The sequence below is a fragment of the Micromonospora sp. HK10 genome, assembly GCF_000982955.1.
In the GTDB taxonomy this organism is placed as follows: domain Bacteria; phylum Actinomycetota; class Actinomycetes; order Mycobacteriales; family Micromonosporaceae; genus Micromonospora.
Genome location: NZ_KQ058663.1, coordinates 1 through 23,027, shown reverse-complemented (window position 1 = coordinate 23,027; position 23,027 = coordinate 1). Strand labels below are relative to the sequence as shown.

General features: G+C 75.6%; 10 protein-coding genes. 7 read left to right on the top strand and 3 right to left on the bottom strand.

The window, feature by feature from the left end:
* The first annotated feature begins 13 nt into the window (after window positions 1-13).
* From LQ51_RS02130 to LQ51_RS34325, 7 genes are all read left to right on the top strand, one after another.
* On the top strand, window positions 14-1,501 hold the full coding sequence (locus tag LQ51_RS02130; protein ID WP_046562913.1) for a DHA2 family efflux MFS transporter permease subunit: 1,488 nt from the start codon (window positions 14-16) through the stop codon (window positions 1,499-1,501).
* A 136-nt stretch (window positions 1,502-1,637) separates the two neighbouring features.
* On the top strand, window positions 1,638-2,675 hold the full coding sequence (locus tag LQ51_RS02125; RefSeq protein ID WP_046562912.1) for a ketoacyl-ACP synthase III family protein: 1,038 nt from the start codon (window positions 1,638-1,640) through the stop codon (window positions 2,673-2,675).
* Window positions 2,672-4,057, top strand: coding sequence for a cation:proton antiporter (locus LQ51_RS02120; protein ID WP_231605212.1), 1,386 nt, complete (start codon window positions 2,672-2,674; stop codon window positions 4,055-4,057). The genes LQ51_RS02125 and LQ51_RS02120 overlap by 4 nt, the downstream gene beginning before the upstream one ends.
* A 70-nt stretch (window positions 4,058-4,127) precedes the next feature.
* Window positions 4,128-5,048, top strand: coding sequence for an ABC transporter ATP-binding protein (locus LQ51_RS02115; RefSeq protein ID WP_046562911.1), 921 nt, complete (start codon window positions 4,128-4,130; stop codon window positions 5,046-5,048).
* Window positions 5,048-5,875: an ABC transporter permease gene (locus LQ51_RS02110; RefSeq protein ID WP_052744724.1), complete on the top strand. Its 828-nt coding sequence runs from the start codon at window positions 5,048-5,050 to the stop codon at window positions 5,873-5,875. Before LQ51_RS02115 ends, LQ51_RS02110 begins: the two co-directional genes overlap by 1 nt.
* Window positions 5,876-5,933: 58 nt before the next feature.
* Window positions 5,934-6,656, top strand: a complete 723-nt coding sequence (locus LQ51_RS02105; RefSeq protein WP_052744727.1) for a response regulator transcription factor — start codon at window positions 5,934-5,936, stop codon at window positions 6,654-6,656.
* Window positions 6,653-8,194, top strand: a complete 1,542-nt coding sequence (locus LQ51_RS34325) for a sensor histidine kinase (RefSeq protein ID WP_046562910.1) — start codon at window positions 6,653-6,655, stop codon at window positions 8,192-8,194. Before LQ51_RS02105 ends, LQ51_RS34325 begins: the two co-directional genes overlap by 4 nt.
* Window positions 8,195-8,482: 288 nt before the next feature.
* Here LQ51_RS34325 and LQ51_RS02095 read toward each other — a convergent pair whose 3' ends face one another.
* The 3 genes from LQ51_RS02095 to LQ51_RS33655 form a co-directional block, all read right to left on the bottom strand.
* Window positions 8,483-9,991 (bottom strand): FAD-dependent monooxygenase, encoded by a 1,509-nt coding sequence (locus LQ51_RS02095; protein WP_046562909.1) that lies wholly within the window; start codon window positions 9,989-9,991, stop codon window positions 8,483-8,485.
* Entirely contained in the window at window positions 9,988-13,335 is a 3,348-nt protein-coding gene (locus LQ51_RS02090) for a type I polyketide synthase (protein WP_052744723.1), read from the bottom strand. Before LQ51_RS02090 ends, LQ51_RS02095 begins: the two co-directional genes overlap by 4 nt.
* 30 nt (window positions 13,336-13,365) lie before the next feature.
* On the bottom strand, window positions 13,366-23,027 hold a 9,662-nt coding region (locus tag LQ51_RS33655), incomplete at its 5' end, for a type I polyketide synthase (RefSeq protein WP_046562908.1).

The window sequence follows — 23,027 nt, the reverse complement described above, 5'->3', positions numbered from 1 at the left end:
AGAAGGAGCAGACATGAGCACGGCACCGCAGCCCGCGGCCGGCGCGCCCCAGGCGTCGATAGCCAAGTTGGCCCTCGTCATCCTGCTGGGCGGCGTCATCGTCCAGCTCGACTCGACGATGACCAACGTCGCGATCAACCAGTTCATCCTGGACTTCCACTCCACCATCTCCACCATCCAGTGGGTCGGCACCGGCTACCTGCTGGCGATGACCCTGGCCATCCCGGCCACCGGCTGGGCGATGGAGCGGTTCGGCCCGCGTACCCTCTGGACCGCGACCGTGCTGGTCTTCCTGGTCGGCTCGGTCCTGGCCGGCTTCGCCTGGTCCGCGGAGAGCCTGATCATCTTCCGGATCCTGCAGGGTCTCGGCGGCGGCATGATCGTGCCGATCGCCCAGGCGGTGCTCGCCCAGGCCGCCGGGCCGGACCGGCTCGGCCGGCTGATGGCGATCATCGCGGTCCCGGCCATGCTCGCCCCGGTCCTCGGGCCGGTGCTCGGCGGCTGGCTGATCACCGACGTCAGCTGGCGCTGGATCTTCTTCATCAACGTGCCGATCTGCCTGCTCACCATCGGCCTGGCCTGGCGCTACATGTCGGGGGAGAAGGCGGTGGTCAACGGCCGGCTGTCCCGGTTGGACTGGATGGGCCTGGCGCTGCTCTCGCCGGCCTGCGCCGCGGTGGTCTACGGCCTGGCCCGCGCCGGTAACAAGGGCACCTTCGGCGAGGGCGGCGTCATCGCCTTCCTGATCGCCGGGGTGGTGCTGCTGGTCGGCTTCGTGCTGCACGCGCTGCGCGACGACGAGCCGCTGCTGGACCTGCGGCTGTTCCGGGCCCGCAGCTTCGCCGCCTCGGCGTCGGTGGTGTTCCTCTCCGGCATCGTGCTCTTCGGCGCGATCATCCTGCTGCCGCTCTACTACCAGCAGGTGGCCGGACTGACCCCGCTGCGGGCCGGCCTGCTGCTCGCGCCGCAGGGCCTCGGCATGGCGATCGCCCTGATCATCGCGGGCCGGCTCAGCGACAAGATCGGCCCCCGGCCGATCGTGCTGGTCGGCATCGCCCTGGCCGCGGCGGGCGCGCTCGTCTTCACCCAGGTCGGGGCCGACACCAGCCGGTTGCTGCTCAGCGTCGCGCTGGCGGTCAGCGGCGCCGGCCTCGGCGCGGCCACCGTGCCGGTCCTGGTCGGCGCGTACCGGGGGCTGCGGCAGGAGCAGATTCCCCGGGCGACCACCGCGATCCGGATCTTCCAGCAGCTCGGCGGGGCGTTCGCCGGCGCCGTCCTGGCGGTGGTGCTCCAGCACGCGAGCGCCAGCGCGGCGACCGCCGGCCGGGGCGGCCGACCGGACCCGGCGGCGCTGGCCGACGCGTACGGCCAGACGTTCTGGTGGGTGCTCGGCTTCGCCGCCGTGGCGCTCCTCCCGGCACTGCTGCTGCCCGGCGGGCCGCCGGAGAAGCGGACCCCGCCGCAGACCCCGGCCGCGGAGGAGGCGCCGGTCGCCAGCTGACCGGCCGGACCGCCGATGGGCCCCGCGACCGACCCGGTCGCGGGGCCCACCGCATACCAAGCCGGCCCAAATGCGGGCTTGGTACCGCTTAAGCCACCCGGACCACAGTGGGCGGACCCGAGCGGGAGGAGAGGTTGTGCGTACGCCGGAGACGTTCATCAGCGGGATCGGGGTCTGGCTACCCGACATCGTCAGCGTCGAACAGGCCGTCGCCGACGGCCACTACCCCGCCGAGCAGGTCGACCTGCACGGCCTCACCGGCGCCGCCGTCGCCGGCGACACCCCCGCCCCCCAGATGGCCCTACACGCCGCCACCCAGGCCCTCACCCGCGCCCACCACCCACCCACCAACCTCGACCTGCTCCTCTACGCCGACTCCTGGCACCAAGGCCCCGACGGCTGGCAACCCCAGTACTACCTGCAACACCACCTCACCGGCGGCACCTGCCTCGCCGTCGAACTCCACCACGGCTGCAACGGCATGTTCACCGCCCTCGAACTCGCCGCCAGCTACCTGCACGCCCACCCCGACCGCCACACCGCCCTCCTCGTCGCCGCCGACAACTTCGGCACCCCGATGATGGACCGCTGGCGGTCGGGCCACGAACACCTGATCGGGGACGCCGGCAGCGCCGTGGTGCTGACCACCCGGCCCGGCTTCGCCCGGCTGCTCGCGGTCGGGGCGATCGCCGTACCGGAGGCGGAGGAGCTGCACCGCGCCGGTGAGCCGCTCTTCCCGCCCGGGGCGACCCTCGGCCGGACCGTCGACTTCGTGGCCCGCGGCGAGGCGTTCCAGAAGCAGTTGGCCGACAGTCCCGACGCCGCCGCGATGGCGAAGATCGGCGGCAACCTGGTGGCATTGATCCACCGCACGCTGGACGAGGCCGGCATCGGCATCGCCGACGTCACCCGGGTGGCGCCGATGAACTTCTCCCGGGCGCTGATCGAGCGGCTGATGGGCGGGCTCGGGCTGACCATGGCCCACTCCACCTGGGCCTGGGGCAGCACGGTCGGCCACCTCGGCGCCAGCGACCAGGTCGTCGCGCTGGACCACCTGCTCGCCACCGGCGGCCTCGGCCCCGGTGACCACCTGCTGATGCTCGGCATCGGGCCCGGCGTGACCCTCTCCTGCGCGGTGGTCGGCATCGAACACCTCCCGGACTGGGTGGCGTGACCGGCGCCGGACCGGCCACGGCTCCCGGGACCGGCGGCGGCCCGGACGTGCTCGCCGCGGTCGCGCCGGTCCCCGTGCTCCCCGCCCACAGCCTGCTGGTCTTCCTGCTCGGGCTCGGCGCACTGCTGCTGGTGGCGTTGCTGCTCGGCCGGCTCGCCACCCGGTGCGGGCTGCCCGCCGTGGTGGGGGAGCTGGTCACCGGGATCCTGCTCGGGCCCACCGTGCTGGGCGCGGTGGCACCCGGGGTGTCCGACTGGTTCCTGCCCCGGCAGGCCGAGCAGTTCCACCTGCTTGACGCGGTCGGGCAACTGGGGGTGCTGCTGCTGGTCGGGTTGACCGGGGTGGAGGTCGACGTCGCGTTCGTCCGCCGGCGCGGCGGCGCCGCCGCCCGGATCAGCCTGGCCGGCCTGCTGCTGCCGCTCGGGCTCGGCGTCGCGACCGCGTACCTGCTGCCCGGCTCGCTGCTCGGCGCCGGCACCGATCGCGAGGTGTTCGCGCTCTTCCTCGGCGTGGCGATGTGCGTCAGCGCGATCCCGGTCATCGCCAAGACGCTGCTGGACATGAAGCTGCTGCACCGCAACATCGGTCAGCTCACCCTGGCCGCCGGGGTCATCGACGACATCTGCGGCTGGCTGCTGCTCTCGGTGGTCTCCGCCCTCGCCACCACCGGTGTCCGCGCCGGCACCGTGCTCTTCTCGGTCTGCGCGGTGCTCGGTTTCGTCCTCTTCGCCGCCCTGGTCGGCCGTCCGGCCAGCGCCGCGGTGCTGCGGGCCGCCGGCCGCGCGGACGGCCCCGGGCCGCTGGTCGCGACCACCGTGGTGCTGATCCTGCTCGGCGCGGCGGTCACCCAGTCGCTGGGCCTGGAGGCGGTGTTCGGGGCGTTCGTGGTCGGTTTCGTGATCGGCTCCGTGCCGGGCCTCGACCGGGAACGGCTCGCCCCGCTGCGCACCACCGTGCTGGCCGTGCTGGCGCCGATCTTCTTCGCCAGCGCGGGCCTGCGGATGGACCTGACCGCGCTGGCCGACGCCCCGGTGCTGGCCGCCGCACTGGCCGTCATCGCCGTGGCGATCCTGGGAAAGTTCACAGGCGCCTTCCTCGGCGCCTGGAGCAGCCGGCTGAACCGGTGGGAGGCGCTGGCGCTGGGCGCCGGGATGAACGCCCGGGGGGTCATCGAGGTGGTGGTGGCCACCGTCGGCCTGCGGCTCGGGGTGCTCAACACCGCGACGTACACCATCGTGGTGCTGGTCGCCGTCGTCACCTCGGTGATGGCTCCGCCGATCCTGCGCCGGGCCATGAGCCGGGTCGAGCAGACCGCCGAGGAGGAACTGCGCCGGCTCGGCACCGCCGACCATTCGGGCGCGGCCGACCTGCGCGGCGGCTGAGCACCGCGAATCCTGGGAGGATCCCAGGAACCTCGGTACCCCGTCCAGCTTCGTCCGGAAGGCTGTCGCCGTGATCGAGACGACCCACCTCACCAAGCGGTACGGCCCGACCACCGCCGTCGACGACCTCACCTTCGAGGTACGCCCCGGGCTGGTCACCGGCTTCCTGGGGCCCAACGGCGCGGGCAAGTCGACCACCATGCGGCTGATCCTCGGGCTGGACGCCCCGACCAGCGGCTCCGCCCGGGTCGGCGGGCGGCGCTACACCGACCTGCCGGCGCCCATGCGGCACGTCGGCGCGCTGCTCGACGCCCGGGCCGTCTACGGCGGCCGGACGGCGTACCAGCACCTGCTCTGCCTGGCCCGCAGCAACGGGATCCCGCGCTCCCGGGTCTCCGAGGTGCTCGGCCTGGCCGGGCTCGAGGCGGCCGCCGACCGGCAGGTGGGCGGCTTCTCGCTCGGCATGAGCCAGCGGCTGGGCATCGCGGCGGCGCTGCTCGGTGATCCGGCGGTGCTGATGTTCGACGAGCCGGTGAACGGACTGGACCCGGAGGGGATCGTCTGGATCCGTTCGCTGATCCGGGACCTGGCCGCCGAGGGCCGCACCGTCCTCGTCTCCAGCCACCTGATGAGCGAGATGGCGCTCACCGCCGACCACCTGATCATCATCGGACGCGGCCGGTTGATCGCCGACACCGGCGTCGACGCGTTCCTGCGCGCGCACACCGAGCAGAGCGTGCTGGTCCGCACCGAACGCGGCGCGGAGCTGGCCGCGCTGCTGGTCGAGGCGGGCGCGAGCGTGCGTACCGGCACCGAGGGGGCCCTGGTGGTCTCCGGGATGGACAGCGCCGCCGTCGGTCTGGTCGCCGCGGGCCGGTCGATCCCGCTGATCGAGCTGACCCCACAGCGCACGTCGCTGGAGGAGGCCTTCATGTCGCTGACCCGGGACAGCGCCGAGTTCAGCTCGGCCCGTACGGAGGAGCTGGTCTGATGAGCGCCGACATCGCACTCGCCCCACCGCCGGCCGGCGCGCCGGAGCGGCGGCCGACCCTCGCCGACGTGGTCCGTTCCGAGTGGACCAAGTTCCACACCATGCGTTCCACCCGCTTCGTCGTCGTCGCCGTGGTGGTGGCGATGGTCGGGCTGGGCGCGGTGATCAGCGCCGGCACCGCCCGCGGCTTCGTCCGGCTCACTCCCGAGGAGCAGGCCGCGTTCGATCCCACCCTGGTCAGCCTGCGCGCCTACTTCCCGGTGCAGTGGCTCTTCGGCGTGCTCGGCGTGCTGGTGATGACGGTGGAGTACAGCACCGGCATGATCCGGTCCACGCTGGCCGCCGTACCCCGGCGGGGGCGGCTGCTGGCCGCCAAGGCCCTGGTGTACGGGGTGGTGGCGGCCGTCCTCGGCCAGGCGGTCGCGTTCGGCGCGTTCCTGGTCGGCCAGCCGATGCTGGCCGGCCAGGGCGCACCGACGGCCGCCCTCGGCGATCCGGGGGTGACCCGGGCGGTCTGCGGCGCCGGGCTCTACCTGGCCGCGATCGGGCTGCTCGGGCTGGCGCTCGGCACCCTGGTCCGGGCCACCGTGGGCGCGTTCGCCATCCTGGTCGCGCTGCCGCTGCTGCCCACCGTGCTGCCGTTGCTGCCCGGCGGGATCGGGGACGCCGTCGCCGAGTACTGGCCGACGGTGGCCGGTGAGCGGGTGATGTTCGTGGTGGACACCGACGGCGGGCTGCCGCCCTGGCCGGGCATGGCCGTGCTGCTGGGCTTCGTCGCGCTGGTCTACGTGGCCGCCTACACGGCGCTGCGGGTCCGGGACGCCTGAGACCCGGCGCCGGCACTACGGTGGGTACGGAGCTTCGACGGTCGGGACGGTGGTGCGGGTGACCCAGCCGGAGCGCGGCCCCGGCCAGCCGGCGGACCGGCTGCTGGTGGTCGACGACGAGCCGACCCTGCGTGAGCTGCTCTCGGCGACGCTGCGGTTCGCCGGTTTCGAGGTGACGTCGGTGGCCACCGGCACCGAGGCCATCGAGGCCGCCCGCACCCGGCAGCCGGACCTGGTCCTGCTCGACGTGATGCTGCCCGACCTCGACGGCTTCGAGGTGGCCCGCCGGTTGCGCGCCGGCGCCCGGGACGCCGGCGGGCACCTGCCGCTGCTCTTCCTCACCGCGCGGGACACCACCGAGGACAAGATCAACGGCTTGACGCTGGGCGGCGACGACTACGTGACCAAGCCGTTCGACCTGCACGAGCTGATCGCCCGGATCCGGGCGGTGCTGCGCCGGGCCGGCTCCGCCGTACCGGGCCGGTTGGTGGTCGGCGACCTGGAGCTGGACCTGGCCGCCCAGCGGGTGTCCCGCGGCGGCCGGCCGGTCCGGCTCTCCCCGACGGAGTTCCGGCTGTTGCACCACCTGATGGCCAACGTGGACCGGGTGGTGCCCAAGGCGGAGATCCTCGCCCACGTCTGGCGGTACGACTTCGGCGGCGACCTGAGCATCGTCGAGACCTACATCAGCTACCTGCGGCGGAAACTGGACACCGGCCGACCGAAACTGATCACCACGGTGCACGGCGTGGGCTACGTGCTGCGCGCGACCGGGCCGTGAACCGCCGACCGGGGCGACTATCCCTGGCCGCCCGGCTGCTGCTGATCACGGTCACCCTGCTGGCGGTCGGGCTCGCGGTCGGCGGCGGGGTGGTCCTGCACACCCTGCGCGACCACCTCGTCGGCCAGGTCGACGCGCGGCTGGAACCGATCGCGCAGGCGGTCTCCCGGCTGCCGTCGGTGCCGGCCGACGACGTCGGCGCGCAGGCCGGCGCGGGCCGGTTGGACCTGGCCCGGGACCTGCACGTGCTCTATCTGGACAGTGCGGGCCGGACCACCCGGGTGATCACCCTCGGTCCGGGCGGGAGCGCGCCGGACGTCGGGGTGAGAGCGGCGGCGCACCGCGACGGCCGCCCGTTCGACGTGCGGCAGGGCGGCCGGGACTGGCGGGTGGTCGCGCTGCCGCACCCGGCCGGCGGCGACCAGCGCGGCACGGTCGCCGTCGTCGCCTCGCTGGACGACGTGACCGCCACGGTCGGGCAGAGCACCCGGGTCGCCCTGCTGACCGGGCTCGGGCTGCTCGTGCTGCTCGCCGTCACCAGTTGGGCGGCCATCCGGGGGAGCCTGCGGCCGCTGCGCCGGGTCGAGCAGACCGCCGCCGCGATCGCGGCCGGCGACCTGGCCCAGCGCGTGCCGGCGGTGGGCGGGCCGCGTACCGAGGTGGGGCGGCTGGTGGCGGGGCTGAACGGGATGCTGGCCCAGATCGAACGGGCGTTCACCGCCCGGGCCGAGTCGGAGGCGCGGATGCGCCGGTTCGTCGCCGACGTCAGCCACGAGCTGCGGACCCCGCTGTTCGGGATCACCGGCTTCACCGAGCTGTACCGGATGGGCGGCCTGCCCGGACCGGCCGACGTGGACCGGACCATGGCCCACATCGCCGCCGAGTCCAGCCGGCTGGCCCGGCTGGTGGAGGACCTGCTCCTGCTCGCCCGGCTGGACGAGTCGCTGGGCCGCGCCGCCGGAGACGCCGGGGACGGCCGCGCCGCCGGAGACGCGCGCGCCGCCGGGGACGCGCGGGACGGCGGGGCCGCCGGGGACGCCGGGGTCGGCGGGCTGCCGCTGCGGCCGGCGCCGATGGACCTGCGGACCCTCGCCGTCGACGCCCGGCACGACCTGACCGCGCTCGATCCGGGCCGGCCGATCACGCTGACCGGGCCCGGGGGTGGGCCGGTGGGCAGCGCCCCGGCACTCGGCGACGAGGCCCGGCTGCGCCAGGTGGTGCTCAACCTGGTCGGCAACGTGGTGGCGCACACCCCGGCCGGCAGCCCGGTGCGGATCGGCGTCGGCACGGCCGGCGGGGAAGCGGTGCTCGAGGTCGCCGACCAGGGTCCGGGGCTCTCCGCCGAACAGGCGGCGCGGGTGTTCGAACGCTTCTACCGCACCGACAGCTCCCGCAGCCGGGCCGGCGGCGCGGGCGCCGGGCTGGGCCTGGCGATCGTGGACTCGCTGGTACGGGCGCACGGCGGCCGGGTGGAACTGGTGACCGCGCCGGGCGCGGGGGCGACCTTCCGGGTCGTGCTGCCGGTGCTCGTGACCTGACCGCCGCCGGCCCGGCCCACCGGCGGCCGGTCCTCGCGCCGCTACCGGGCGGGCGGCCCGCCGGTCGCCGGCACGGCCGGGCTCGCGCACCGTCGGCGCGGGGGCGGTCCGACGACCCCGGGGGCGGGCGTACTGACGACGCCAACCCCCGGGTGCGGTCAGGCCTGCCGCCGTCGTCCGGCCGGATGCGGTCGGGGTGCCGGCGTCGTCCTGCCGGGGCCCGGTCCGCGTGCCGCCGTCGTCCCGCGGGGCCCGGTCAGCGTGCCGGCGTCGTCCTGTCGGGGCCCGTCAGCCGGCCGCCGATGCGCGGGCCGGGCCGAACCAGGTGGCCAGGGCGCGCCCCAGCCCTTCGGTCGGCTCCGTCCGGTCCGTTCCGGTCGGCTGCGCCCAGGCCACCCGGCCGTCCGGGCGCAGCAGCACCCGGGCCGCGTCGATCTCGTCGGACGGCGCCGCGGCCACCACGTCCACCCGGTCGTCCCAGCCGGGCAGTGCCAGCGGCCCGGCCCCGCCGGCCAGGTCGAGCAGCAGACCCCGGCCGGCGTGCAGCAGCTCGGCCAGCGAGGTCTCCCCGGCGCCGGTGCGCAGCGGCACATCCGGCAGCCGCCGGCCGAGCAGCGGATGGGTCTCGCCCGCCACCTGGTCGGCCGGGACCGGATAGTCCACGTCCAGCGCGTACGCCAGCTTGACCAGGAACTCGTTGACCTCGTCCAGCTCCACCATCTCGGACAGCAGCTCGCGCAGCGGCGCGACGTGCCCAAGCGGGTGCAGGAGCACCATCTGGGCCAGCGTGGTCCGGCCGGCCCGGGCGGCCACCGGGTACCGCTCCGCCTGGTAGCTGTCCAGCAGCCCGACGGGGGCGTGGCCGTGCACGGTGGCCGCGAGCTTCCAGCCGAGGTTCACCGCGTCCTCGATGCCGGTGCTCATCGACTGCCCGCCCAGCGGGAAATGCACGTGTGCCGCGTCCCCGGCGAGCAGCACGTTGCCCTCCCGGTACCGGTCGGCCTGCCGGGTCGCCGCGTCCCACCGGCCCAGCCAGCGCGGCGTGGCGTCGCCCAGCTCCGCGCCGTCCAGCCGGCGGATGCTGTCGCGCAGCTCGTCGGTGGTGACCGGTGCGGTCCGGTCCGCCGGGCGCAGGTCGAACTCGGCGGTGGCGATCCGTACCACGCCGGGCTCGAGCGGGCCGACGGTGAGCAGGCCACCGGGGAACTCGCCGGCACCGAGGTAGGCCAGCAGCGGATGGTCCTCGCCGACCTCCAGGTCCCCGACGATGCCGAGGAACGGCAGGTCCTGGCCGGGAAAGTCGATCCCGGCCAGCCGGCGCACCGCGCTCTCCGGACCGTCGCAGCCGACCAGGAAACGGCCGGTGAGGACCTCCTGCCCGCCGGGCGAGCGGACGGTGACCCGTACGCCGGCGTCGTCCTGGGCGAGGTCGACCACCTCCCGCTCCCAGCGGATCTCCGCGCCCTGCTTGGCGGCACGCTCGGCGAGCACCCGCACCAGGTTGGTCTGGCTGATCACGAAGTTGTAGCCGTGCCGGCCCGGCACCCGTACCGGGTCCAGCCAGATCTGCGCGAAGTGCGCCCGGGGGAACTCGAAGCCGTACTCGCCGACGTGGTCCATCAGGCCGCGCTGGTGCAGCAGGTCCACCACGGTCGCGTTGATGGCCATGCCGGGCAGCGCGTCCGTGGGACCGGGCCGGCGCTCGACCACCACCACCGGCACCCGCTGCAGGGCCAGCTCGTGAGCCAGCATCAGGCCGGTGGGGCCCGCGCCGGCGATGATGACGGTGTCGGTCATGAGGAACTCCCTGTCGGTTGTGGTGTCCGGTCGGATCCGGTGGTCTCGTCCCGCAACAGCCCGGTCAGGTGCCGGGCCAGGGCCAGCGGGGTGGGGTGGTCGTAGAAGAGTGCCGGCGCGAGCCGCAGGCCCAGCGCCTCCAACCGGTTGCTCAGCTCCAGCACGGTGAACGACGAGAAGCCCAGCTCCAGGAAGTTGCCCTCCGGATCGATCGGCTCGGGGTCGTCGTAGCCGAGCACCAGCGCGGCCTCCCGGCTCAGCAGCTCCAGCAGCACGGCGTGCTCCTCGCCGGCGGGTGCGGCGGCCAGCCGGGCGCGCAGGACGGCGAGCGCCTCGGCGGCCCCGTCGGCGTCCGGCTCGTCGGCCGCGCCGGCCGGCCCGTGCCCCGGAGGTGGCGGGACGCAGCGGCGGCGGTGCCAGCCGGCCAGCGACGGCAGCACCGCGCGCAGCGCCGCCCGGGCCTCCTCGTCCGCGCCGAGCAGGCTGGCCAGGGCCGCGGCGTCGGCGTCCTCCACCGCCGCCCAGAACGCGGCCTCCTCGCCGGTGCGGGCCGGTCCGGCCCCGGTCCCGGCGGCCGGCTCGTCCGGCCAGAAGCGCACCCGCTCGAACGGGTACGTCGGCAGTTCCACCACCGTGGCCGGGTGCGGGTGCAGCGGCGACCAGTCCACCGGCGCGCCCGCCACGTGCAGCTGGGCCAGCCCGGCCAGCACCGTACGGACCGCCGGCTTGCGCCGGGCCGCCAACGGCACCAGCGGCGGGCGGGCCTCCGGGGCGTGCGTACGCAGCCACTCCTGGCTGAGCGTGGTGAGGGTGGCGTCCGGGCCGAGTTCGACGTATCCGGTGGCGCCGAGGCGGTGCAGCGCCGCGGTGCCGTCGGTGTAGCGGACCGTGTGCCGGATGTGCCGGGTCCAGTAGTCCGGGTCGGACAGCTCCGCGTCGGAGGCGACCTGGCCGGTGAGGTTGGAGACGATCGGCAGGCGCGCCGGATGGTAGGTGACCGTGGCGGCCACCGCCCGGAACCGGTCGAGGATCGGCTCGGTGTGCGCGGAGTGGAAGGCGTGCGGCACGTGCAGCCGCCGGGTCCGTACGCCCTCCCCGGTGAGGCGGGCCGCGACGGCGTCGAGGTCCGCCGGGTCCCCGGCGAGGACCAGCGAGGTCGGGCTGTTGTGGGCGGCCAGGTCGACCCCGGGATGCTCGGCCAGGGCCGGCGCGACCCGGTCCAGCGGTGCGGTGACGGCGAGCATCGCGCCGGCCGGCATCTCGTGCATCAACCGGGCCCGGGTGGTGATCAGCCGGGCCGCGTCGGCCAGGTCGAGCACCCCGGCCACGTGCGCGGCGGTCAACTCGCCGATGGAGTGGCCGATCAGCAGGTCCGGGTGGATCCCGAACGCGGCGAGCAGCGCGTGCATGGCTGTCTCGTACGCGAACAGGGCCGGCTGGATGTAGGTGGTCTCGCCGAGCAGGTCGTCGTGCCGGCCGAACATCACCTCCCGCAGCGGCCGGTCCAGGTGCGGGTCCAGGGCGGCGCAGGCGGCGTCGAGGGCGGCCGCGAAGACCGGGAAGCGCGCGTACAGGTCGGCGCCCATGCCGGGGTGCTGCGCGCCCTGCCCGGTGAAGAGGAAGGCGAGCCTCCCGCCGGCGGCGGCCCGGCCCGTGACGACGTTGCTGGCCGCCTCGCCCCGGGCCAGGAAGCCGAGTCGCTGCCGGGCGTCGGCCCGGTCCTCGGCGATCACCACCGCGCGGTGCGGGTGCTGTGCACGAGTGGTGGCCAGGGTGTAGGCCACGGCCGCCGGGTCCAGGTCGGGATGCCGGTCGAGGTGCGCGGCGAGCCGGTCGGCCTGGGCGCGCAGCGCCGCCGCCGTCCTGGCCGACAGCAGCCAGGGCAGCGGTACGGCCGGCGCGCTCCCGCCGGTCGGTGCCGTTTCGGCCGACCCTTCGACGGGCGCTTCGGCGGGCGGCGCCTCCTCGACGATCAGGTGCGCGTTGGTGCCGCTGATGCCGAAGGAGGAGACCGCGGCGCGGCGCGGCCCGCCGTCCCGCTCCGGCCACGGGCGCGCCTCGGTGAGCAGGCCGACCGCCCCGCTGCTCCAGTCCACGTGCGGGCTGGGCTGCTCGGCGTGCAGCGTCTTCGGCAGCATCCGGTGGCGGAGCGCCTCGACCACCTTGATGATCCCGGCCACCCCGGCGGCGGCCTGGGTGTGACCGATGTTGGACTTGATCGAGCCGAGCCAGAGCGGTTCGCCGCCGGCGCGCTGCTGTCCGTACGTGGCGAGCAGGGCCTGCGCCTCGATCGGGTCGCCGAGGGTGGTGCCGGTGCCGTGCGCCTCGACCGCGTCGACGTCGGCCGGGGTCAGCCCGGCCGAGGCGAGCGCGGCCCGGATCAGCCGCTCCTGCGACGGCCCGTTCGGGGCGGTCAGCCCGTTGCTGGCGCCGTCCTGGTTCACCGCCGACCCGCTGATCACCGCGAGCACCCGGTGACCGTTGCGCCTCGCGTCGGAGAGCTTCTCCAGCACCAGCAGGCCGACCCCCTCGCCCCAACCCGCGCCGTCCGCGCCGGCGCCGAAGGACTTGCAGCGGCCGTCCGGGGCGAGCCCGCGCTGGCGGCTGAACTCGACGAACACCCCCGGGGTCGCCATCACGGTCACCCCACCGGCCAGCGCGAGGGTGCACTCGCCGGCGCGCAGCGCCTGCGCCGCCAGGTGGGTCGCGACCAGTGACGACGAGCAGGCGGTGTCCACCGTCACCGCCGGCCCCTCCAGGCCCAGCTCGTAGGAGATCCGGCCGGACGCCACGCTGCCGGCGCTGCCGGTGCCGACCTGCCCCTCCAGCCCCGCCGGGGCGAGGAACCGCAGCCGCGCGCCGTAGTCGCCGTACATCACCCCGACGAAGACGCCGGTGCGGCTTCCGGCCAGCCGCTGCGGGTTCAGCCCGGCGTGCTCCAGCGCCTCCCAGCTCGCCTCCAGCAGCAGCCGCTGCTGCGGGTCGATCGCCAGCGCCTCGCGGGGGCCGATGCCGAAGAAGCGGGCGTCGAAGTGGTGCGCGTCGTAGACGAAACCACCGGTGCGGGCGTAGCTCTTCCCCTCCCGCGCCGGGTCGGGGTCGTAGAGTTCCGCCACGTTCCAGCCCCGGTCGGTGGGGAACTCGTCGATGGCGTCGGTGCCCGTGCTGACCAGCTCCCACAGCTGCTCCGGCGACCGCACACCACCGGGGTAGCGGCAGCTCATCCCCACGATCGCGATCGGTTCCTGGCCGGCCGACTCGACCTCGCGCAGCCGCTGGCGGGTCTTGTGCAGATCCGCCGTGACCCACTTCAGGTAGTCGATCAGCTTCTCTTCGTTCGTCATGTCGCCACACTTTCCGTGAGCTGCGGCAGGTCAGCCTCGACCCAGGTCGTTGTCGATGAAGGCGAAGATCTCGTCGGCGCTGGCGCCGTCCAGCCGCTCGCGCACGTCGGCCGCCGCGGGCCGGTCCGCGCCGTCCAACCGGGACAGCAGCGCGCGCAGCCGGTTCGCGATCGCCGCCCGGTCGTCGCCGGCGGGCGCGCCCCCGGCGGCCAGCACCGCGGCCTCCACCTCGTCGAGGTGCCGCAGCGCGCCGGCCACGCCACCGTCGCCGGGCCCGGCGGTCCGCGTCACCAGGTGCTCCACCAGGACGGACACGGTCGGGTAGTCGAAGACCAGCGCGGCCGGCAGGCGCAGCCCGGTGGCCCCGGTCAACCGGTTACGCAGCTCGACGGCGGTGAGCGAGTCGAAGCCGAGGGCCCGGAACGCCTGGTCGGGCGCCACCTGCCCGGCGTCGGCGTGGCCGAGCACCGCAGCCACGTGGCCCCGGACCAGCTCGGTCAGCACCCGCCGGCGGTCGGCCTCGGCCAGCCCGCTCAGGTCGGGCGGCGGCGCGACCACCCGGGACCGGGCCGCCGGCAGCAGGGCGCGCAGCAGCGGCGGCAGGCCGCCGGCGTCGGCGTGGGCGCGCAGCCCCGCCAGGTCCAGAGCCGCCGGTACGAGCACCGGCTGCTTGTCACCGGGCAGGGCGGTGTCGAGCAGGTCCAGCGCCAGCTCGGTCGCCATCGGCCGGATGCCCCGGGCCAGCCGCGCCCGGTCCACCTCGCCGAGTGTCCCGGTCAGCGCGCTGGTCTCGGCCCAATGACCCCAGGCCAGCGCGGTCGCCGGCAGGCCGGTGGCCCGCCGGTGGTGGGCCAGCGCGTCGAGGAAGGTGTTCGCGGCCGCGTAGTGGGCCTGGCCCGGGCCGCCGAGGACGCCCGCGACCGAGGAGTAGAGCACGAACGCGGCCAGGTCGAGGTCGCGGGTGGCCTGGTGCAGGTGCCAGGCGCCGTCCACCTTGGGCCGCAGCACGTCCCGGATCTGCCGGTCGGTGAGGGTGTGCAGTGCCGCGTCGTCGAGCACGCCGGCGGCGTGGAAGACGGCGGTCAGCGGGTGGTCGGGCTCAACCGCGCCGAGCGCGGCGGCCACCGTCTCCGGGTCGGCGACGTCCCCGGCCACCACCCGCACCCGGGCGCCCCGTTCGTGCAGCCGCCGCAGCAGCTCCGCCGCCCCGGGCGCACCGGGCCCGCGGCGGCTGGTCAGCACCAGCCGCCGTACCCGGTGGCGGTCGACCAGGTGGGCGGCGAGCAGCGCGCCCAGGGTGCCGGTGCCGCCGCTGATCAGGACCGTGCCGTCGGGGTCGAGCGGGGAGACCACCGGTTCCACGTGGGAGACCGCCCGGACCAGCCGGGGTACGACCACCACGCCGTCCCGGACGGCGGCCTGCGGCTCCGCCAGCGGTACGCCGGTCGGCTCACCGTCGTGGTCGAGGAGCAGGAACCGGTCGGGGTGCTCCGACTGGGCGCTGCGGACCAGCCCCCACAGGGCGGCCGCCGCGAGGTCGGCGACCTCCTCGTCGGGCCGGGTCGCGACGGCCTGCCGGGTGAGCACCACGAGCCGGCTGTCGGCGAACCGGTCGTCGGCCAGCCAGGCCCGCAGCGCCCCGGCGGTGCGGGTCACCAGCTCCGTCACGGCCGCCGGCAGCGGCCCCTCGGGCACGCCGGGCGCGACCAGCACCAACGCCGGGGCCGGCCCGCCGGCGGCGAGGAGTTCCGCCAGGCCGGCGAGGTCCCGGACCGGTTCCCCGGTCAGCGCGGTGACCGGGGTGGTGCTGGGCTTCCAGTCGAGCTGGAAGAGCGCGTCGCGGGTGCTGTGCCGGCGCAGGTGCGCGGCGGGCAGCGGGCGGACGGTGAGCCCGTCGACGCTGACCACCGGCGCGCCGGCGGGGTCGGTGGCGTCCAGCCGCACGCTGTCGTCCCCGCTCGGGGTGAGCCGTACCCGCAGCTGCCGGGCGGCGGTGCGGTGCAGGGCGACCCCGTTCCAGGCGAACGGCAGCTTCAGCTCCCCGGCGGTCGCGGCGACCGGGTGCAGCGCGGCGTCGAGCAGCGCGGGGTGCAGGCCGTACCCGGTGACGCCGACCTCGTCGGGGAGCTGGACCTCGGCGTGCAGGCTGTCGCCGTCCCGCCAGACCGCCCGGACGCCCTGGAAGGCGGGGCCGTAGTGCAGGCCGGCCGCGGCGAGGGTGTCGTAGAGGCCGGTGGTGTCGACCGGGACCGCGCCGGCCGGTGGCCAGAGACCGGCGGGCCGCTCGCCGGCCGGCGGCGCGGCGGTGGCGAGCGTGCCGGTGGCGTGCCGGGTCCAGACCTCGTCGTCCGCGGGGCGGGTACGGATGGTGACGGTCCGCCGGCCGTCGTCGTCGGCCGCGCCGACCTCGACGTGCAGCCGCACGTCGCTGTCCGGGTCGAGGGTGAGGGGGACCTCGATGGTGAGGTCGTCGAGGTGGGGGTGTCCGGTGTGGTGGCCGGCGTGCAGGGCGAGGTCGACGTAGGCGGTGCCGGGCAGCAGGACGGTGCCGGTGACGGCGTGGTCGGCGAGCCAGGGTTGCCGGTCGAGGGTGAGTCGTCCGGTGAAGAGGTGGCCTTGCTGGTCGGGCAGTTCGATGGCGGCGGCGAGCAGCGGGTGCTCGGTCGGTGCCTGGCCGAGGTCGGCGGCGTCGCTGACGGTGGCGGCCGGGCGCAGCCAGTAGTGCTGGCGTTGGAAGGGGTAGGTGGGCAGGTCGACGGGGGTCCGCTGGGCCGGTAGGAGGGGCGTCCAGTCGACGGGGAGGCCGTGGGCGTGTGCGGTGGCCAGGGCGGTGGTGAGTTGGTTGGTGGTGTCCCGGCGCAGGGTGGCCAGGGCGATGATGTCGTGCTGGTCGGTGCCCTCTTCGGTCTGGTCAGCGGTGTCCTCGATCGGTTGGATGAGCACGGGGTGGGGGCTGACCTCGATGAAGGTGGTGTGGCCGTCGCGGAGCAGGGCTTCGGTGGCGCTCTGGAACCGCACGGGGTGGCGGAGGTTGTCGTACCAGTAGTCGGCGGTGAGTTCCGTCGGGTCGATGCGGTCGCCGGTGAACGTGGAGTAGAAGGCGACGTCGGTGGCGGTCGGGGTGATGCCGTGCAGGGCGGTGTGGATGTCGTCGCGCAGCGCTTCGACGTGGGGGGTGTGGGAGGCGTAGCCGACGGGCAGTACCCGGGCGGGGATGTCCCGCTCCTTGCAGTGCGCCACGATCGTCGCGACGGCGTCGGGGTCGCCGGCGATGACGGTGGCGTTCGGCCCGTTGATGGTGGCGATGTAGGCCCGGGTGCTGGCGTCGCCGTTGGTGCTGGCGTCGGTTCCGTCGGCGTTGTTGGCGGGGTGGCTGGTGTGGTCGGGCATCGCGGTGTCGCCGGTCAGCCGGGTGAGGAGTTCGGTGACCTGGTCGGCGGGCAGGGCGAGGGAGGCCATGTCGCCGTGCCCGATCAGCGCCCGCAGGGCCTTGGCCCGCAGCGCGACCACCTTGGCGGCGTCCTCAAGGGACAGGGCGCCGGCCGCGTGGGCGGCGGCGATCTCGCCCTGGGAGTGGCCGATCACCGCGTCGGGGACGATCCCGTGGTGCCGCCACACCGCCGCGAGGCCGGTCATCACGGCGAACAACACCGGCTGAACGACGTCGACGCGGGTGAGCCAGTCGGGGTCGTCGTCGTGCAGGACGGTGTGCAGGTCCCAGTCGACGTAGGGCCGCAGGGCGGTCGCGCAGGCGTCGAGGTGCGCGGCGAAGACCGGACTCTGCTCGGCCAGTTCCCGGCCCATGCCGAGCCACTGCCCACCTTGGCCGGGGAAGACGAACACGGTCCGGCCGTTGTGGGTGGCGGTGTGTTGGAGCAGGGCGGGGTGTGGGCGGTCCTCGGCGAGCGCCCGCAGCGCGTCGACCGGATCGGCACCGGGCAGCACCGCCGCGCGCCGGGCGAACCCGGAACGGGTCAGCAGCGTGGCGGCCACCGCGTCGGCCGGGACGTCCGGGTGCTGTCCGAGGTACGCGGACAGGCGGGCGGCCTGGTCCCGGAGCGCGGCCGGGGACCGGGCGGACAGCAACCACGGCAGCGGCGCGACCCCCGCCGGCTGGGCGCCGCCCGCCGCCCGCCCGGTGGAAGCCGGGGCCGGCCCGGTGGACGCCGGAGCCTGTTCCAGGATGAGGTGGGCGTTGGTGCCGCTGATGCCGAACGACGACACCCCGGCCCGGCGCGGCCGGTCCCGGTCCGGCCACGGGGTGTTCTCGGTGAGCAGCGCGACCGCGCCGGCGGTCCAGTCCACGTGCGGGGTGGGCGCGTCCACGTGCAGCGTCCGGGGCAGCGTGCCGTGCCGCAGCGCCTGGACCATCTTGATGATGCCGGCGACGCCGGCGGCGGCCTGGGTGTGCCCGATGTTCGACTTGATCGACCCGAGCCAGAGCGGCTGATCGCGGTCCTGCCCGTACGTGGCGAGCAGGGCCTGCGCCTCGATCGGGTCGCCGAGGGTGGTGCCGGTGCCGTGCGCTTCGACGGCGTCGACGTCGGCGGGGTTCAGTCGGGCGTTCGCCAGGGCCTGGCGGATGACGCGCTGCTGGGACGGCCCGTTGGGGGCGGTGAGGCCGTTGCTGGCGCCGTCCTGGTTGACCGCCGAACCGCGGATCACCGCGAGGACCTGGTGGCCGTTGCGCTGGGCGTCGGAGAGGCGTTCCAGCACCAGCAGCCCCACCCCCTCGCCGAGCGCGAAGCCGTCGGCGGCCGCCGCGAACGGCTTGCACCGCCCGTCCGGCGCGAGCCCTCGCTGCCGGCTGAACTCGGCGAAGATGCCCGGCGCCGCCATCACCGACGCGCCGCCGGCCAGCGCCAGCGTGCACTCGCCGTGGCGCAGCGCCTGCACGGCCAGGTGGGTGGCCACCAGCGACGACGAGCAGGCCGTGTCCACGGTGATCGCCGGGCCCTCGAAACCGAACGCGTACGCGACCCGGCCCGACGCGACGCTGGTCGTGCTGCCGGTCATCAGGTAGCCGGCCACCTCGGGGTGCGCGTCGACCGAGGCGGGCGCGTAGTTCTGCGCCACCACCCCGGCGAACACCCCGGTGGGGCTGCCCCGCAGCGCCGCCGGGTCCAGCCCTGCCTGTTCGAGCGCCTCCCACGCCGTCTCCAGCAGCAGCCGCTGCTGCGGATCGGTGGCGAGCGCCTCGCGCGGGTTGATGCCGAAGAACTCGGCGTCGAACGCGCCCGCGTCGGGCAGGAACGCCCCCCGGGTGGTGTAGGTGCGGCCCGGCTGCGGCTCGGCCGAGTAGATGCCGGCAATGTCCCAGCCCCGGTCGGTCGGCATCGTGGTGGTGGCATCCAGCCCGGCGTGGATCGCCGACCAGAGCTGTTCCGCCGACTCGGCGCCCGGGTACCGGCAGGCCATCCCCACGATGGCGACCGGCTCGTCCGGCCCGACCGCCGCCGCCCCGACCGCCGCCACCGGCAGCGCCGCGCCGCCGCCCAACTCGGCGGCGAGGAACCGGACCAGCGCCTCCGGGGTGGGATGGTCGAACACCAGCGTGGCCGGCAGCCGCAGCCCGGTCGCCGTGTTGAGCCGGTTGCGCAGCTCCACCGCGGTCAGCGAGTCGAACCCCAGCTCCTTGAAGGGCCGGCCGGGCGCCACCCCCGCCGGGCTGTCGTGGCCGAGCACGGCCGCCGCCTGTCCCCGTACCACCTCGAGCAGGTGATCGCGGCGGCCGGCGTCGTCGAGGGCGGCCAACCGGTCGCGCAGCGACGGGCCCCCGTCGAGCAGTGCGGCGGCCCGGCGGGCGGGAGCGCGTACCAGATCGGCCAGGACCGCCGGCAGCGCCGCGCCGGCGGCCTGGCGGCGCAGCCCGGCCAGGTCCACCGCCACGGGTACGAGATGGGGGTGCGCCCCGGCGAGCCCTTCGTCGAACAGGCGCAGCGCCTCCTCGGTCGCCAGCGGGCGCAGGCCGCGCGCCATCCGGTCGGTGGCCCGCTCGTCGAGCCCGCCGGTCAGCCCGCTGCGCTGCGCCCACGGGCCCCAGGCCAGGCTGACCGCCGGCAGGCCGCGGGCGGCGCGATGGTGGGCCAGCGCGTCCAGGAAGGTGTTCCCGGCGGCGTAGTTGCCCTGGCCGGCGTTGCCGAGCGCGCCGGCCGCCGAGGAGAACAGCACGAACGCCGCGAGGTCCAGGTGTGCGGTGGCCCGGTGCAGGTGCCAGGCCGCGTCGACCTTCGGGCGCAGCACGGCATGCCACCGGTCCGGGGTGAGCGAACCGATGGTGGCGTCGTCCAGCCCACCGGCGGCGTGCACCACCGCGGTGAGCGGGTGGGCGGCCGGGATGCCGGCGACGAGGTCGGCGACGGCGGCCGGGTCGGCGGTGTCGCAGCCGACCACGCTGACCGTGGCGCCGAGGTCCCGGAGCCGCTCGACCAGTTCGGCCGCGCCGGGAGCGGTGGCGCCGCCGCGGCTGGCCAGCACCAGGCGGGTGGTCTGCCCGGTCCGGACCAGGTGGGTGGCGACCAGCCCGCCCAGCGTGCCCGTCCCGCCGGTGACCAGCACCGTGCCGTCCGGGTCGAGCGGCCGGCCGGCACCGGCGCGCAGCCCGCGCGGCACGGTCACGGCCAGCTTGCCGACCGTGCGGCCCTGGCCCAGTTCGCGGAGGGCGGCCGGCGCGAGCCGTACGTCCCGGGCGGTCACCGGAAGCGGCCGCAGCCGGCCGGCGGCGAACAGCGCGGACAGCTCGGCCAGGATCTCCTGGATCCGGTCCGGTCCGGCTTCGGCCACGTCGAACGCCCGGTACCGCACCCCACGGTGGCGGTCCGCCACCTCGGCGGCGTCCCGCACGTCGGTCTTGCCCATCTCGACGAACCGGCCGTTCGGAGCCAGCAGCCGCAGCGACGCGTCGACGAACTCCCCGGCCAGGGCGTTCAGCACGACGTCGACGCCGCGGCCTCCGGTGGCGGCCCGGAACGCGGCCTCGAAACCGGTGTCCCGCGAGGACGCGACCCGCTCACCGGTCAGGCCCTGCCCGGCCAGCGCCGCCCACTTGCCGGGGCTGGCCGTGCCGTACAGCTCGACCTGCCAGAGCCGGGCCAGCTGCACGGCGGCCGTGCCGACCCCACCGGCGGCGGCGTGCACGAGCAGCGACTCGCCGGCCCGGACGTCCGCCAGGTCGCGCAGCGCGTAGTAGGCGGTCACGAACGCGACCGGCGCGCTGGCCGCCGCCACGTCCGACCAGCCCGGCGGCACCGGCGCCAGGAACCGCCGGTCCACGTCCGCGACCTGGGTGAGCGCGCCGGTGAACAGGCCCATCACCCGGTCACCCACGGCCAGGTCGGAAACCCCGGGCCCGACCGCGGTGACCACGCCGGCCGCCTCGCTGCCCAGCTCGGCCGTGCCCGGGTACGTCCCGAGCGCCACCATGGCGTCCCGGAAGTTCAGCCCGGCGGCGCGTACCGCCACCCGCACCTCGCCCGGTCCGGGCGCGTCCGGCAGCGCCTCGGCCGGGGCGAGCGTGAGACCGGTGTATGTACCCTCCGCCGCCACGGCCAGCCGCCAGCGGCCCGCCGCGGGCGCGACCAGCGCGGCCCCGGCGCGGGGCCGGCCCAGCCGCGGCACCAGCAGGGCACCCTGCCGGACGGCGAGCTGGGGTTCGCCGCTCGCCACGGCGGCGGCGAGCGCGTCCCGGCTCGTCGGCCCGCCGTCATGATCGACGAGGACGAAGCGACCCGGATGTTCGGCCTGCGCGGCCCGGACCAGGCCCCACAGCACCGACGCCGCCAGATCCGGGACGTCCTCCCCGGCGTACGCGGCGACGGCGCCGCGGGTCAGCACGACGAGCCGGCCGTCGTGCCCCCGATCGTCCGCGGACCAGGCCTGGAGCAGCCCGATCAGCTCCTCCCCGACGGCGTGCGCGGCCGCCGGTAGGTCCGGGTCGTCGGACGCCGGGGTGACGACGAGCACCTCGGGCGGCGGCCCGCCGCCGGCGAGCAGTTGCCGCGCCGCCCCGAGGTCCAGAACTCTGATGGCCGGGTGCTCCCCGGCGGGCGGGGCGATGGGCTTCCAGTCGAGCTGGAACAGGCTGTCCCGCAGGCTGCGGTCGTCGCCGAGATGTCCGGCGGGCAGCGGGCGGACGGTGAGGGTCCCGACGGTGACCACGGGAGCGCCGGCCGGGTCGGTGGCGTCCAGCCGGAGGGCGTCGTCGCCGGCGGGTTGGAGGCGTACCCGGAGGTGGCGGGCGCCGGTGGCGTGCAGGGTGACCGCGGCCCAGCTGAACGGCAGCTTCGGCGCGGTGGCGGTGGCGGCCATCGGGTGCAGGGCGGCGTCGAGGAGGGCCGGGTGGATGCCGTAGCCGCTGGTGTCCTGGTCGTCGGGGAGGTGGATGTCGGCGTAGCGGGTGTCGCCGTCCCGCCAGACCGCCCGGACGCCCTGGAAGGCGGGGCCGTAGTGCAGACCGGTGGCGGCGAGGGTGGCGTAGAAGTCGGTGAGGTCGACGGGGGTGGCGCCGGGTGGCGGCCAGGCGGCGTCGGGGTCGGGCTGGTAGGCCGGTGCCGTGCGGGTGAGGGTGCCGGTGGCGTGCCGGGTCCAGGTGTCGTCCTGGGCCGGGCGGGTGTGTACGGCGATGCTTCGTCGCCCGTCCTGGTCGGGTCCGACCTCGACGTGCAGGTGCAGGTCGCTGTCGGGGTGGAGGGTGAGGGGGGTTTCGATGGTGAGGTCGTCGAGGTGGGGGTGTCCGGTGTGGTGTCCGGCGTGCAGGGCGAGGTCGACGTAGGCGGTGCCGGGGAGCAGGACCGTGCCGGTGACGGCGTGGTCGGCGAGCCAGGATTGCCGGTCGAGGGTGAGCCGGCCGGTGAAGAGGTGACCTTGCTGGTCGGGCAGGTCGATGGCGGCGGCGAGCAGCGGGTGCTCGGCCGGTGCCTGGCCGAGGTCGGCGGCGTCGCTGATGGCCGGGGGTGCCTGGAGCCAGTAGCGCTGCCGTTGGAAGGGGTAGGTGGGCAGGTCGACCGGGGTCCGCTGGGCCGGTAGGAGGGGCGTCCAGTCGACGGGGAGGCCCTGGGCGTGTGCGGTGGCCAGGGCGGTGGTGAGTTGGTTCGTGGTGTCGCGGCGCAGGGTGGGCAGGGCGATGATGTCGTGCTGTTCGGCGGTGTCCTCGATCGGCTGGATGAGCACGGGGTGGGGGCTGACCTCGACGAAGGTGGTGTGGCCGTCGCGCAGGAGTGCTTCGGTGGCGGTCTGGAACTGGACGGGGTGGCGGAGGTTGTCGTACCAGTAGTCGGCGGTGAGTTCCGTCGGGTCGATGCGGTCGCCGGTGTAGGTCGAGTAGAAGGCCACCTCGGTCGGCGTCGGGGTGACGTCCCGCAGGGCGGCGTGGATCTCGTCGTGGAGGGCTTCGACGTGGGGGGTGTGCGAGGCGTAACCGACCGGGAGGATGCGGGCGGGGATGTCGCGGTCCTTGCAGTGGGCCACGACCGCGGCGACGGCTTGGGGGTCGCCGGCGATGACGGTGGCGTTGGGTCCGTTGACCGTGGCGATGTGGGCCTGGTCTTCGACGTTGTGCAGGAGGCCGGTGACCTGGTCGGCGGGAAGGGCGAGGGAGGCCATGTCCCCGCGGCCGATCAGTGCCCGCAGCGCTTGGGCGCGCAGGGCGACCACCTTGGCGGCATCGTCCAGCGTCAGGGCGCCGGCGGCGTGGG

Coding starts and splice junctions, on each gene's coding strand:
- LQ51_RS02130 (WP_046562913.1), top strand. CDS start 14: ATGAGCACGGCACCGCAGCCCGCGGCCGGCGCGCCCCAGGCGTCGATA.
- LQ51_RS02110 (WP_052744724.1), top strand. CDS start 5,048: ATGAGCGCCGACATCGCACTCGCCCCACCGCCGGCCGGCGCGCCGGAG.
- LQ51_RS02095 (WP_046562909.1), bottom strand. CDS start 9,991: ATGACCGACACCGTCATCATCGCCGGCGCGGGCCCCACCGGCCTGATG.
- LQ51_RS02090 (WP_052744723.1), bottom strand. CDS start 13,335: ATGACGAACGAAGAGAAGCTGATCGACTACCTGAAGTGGGTCACGGCG.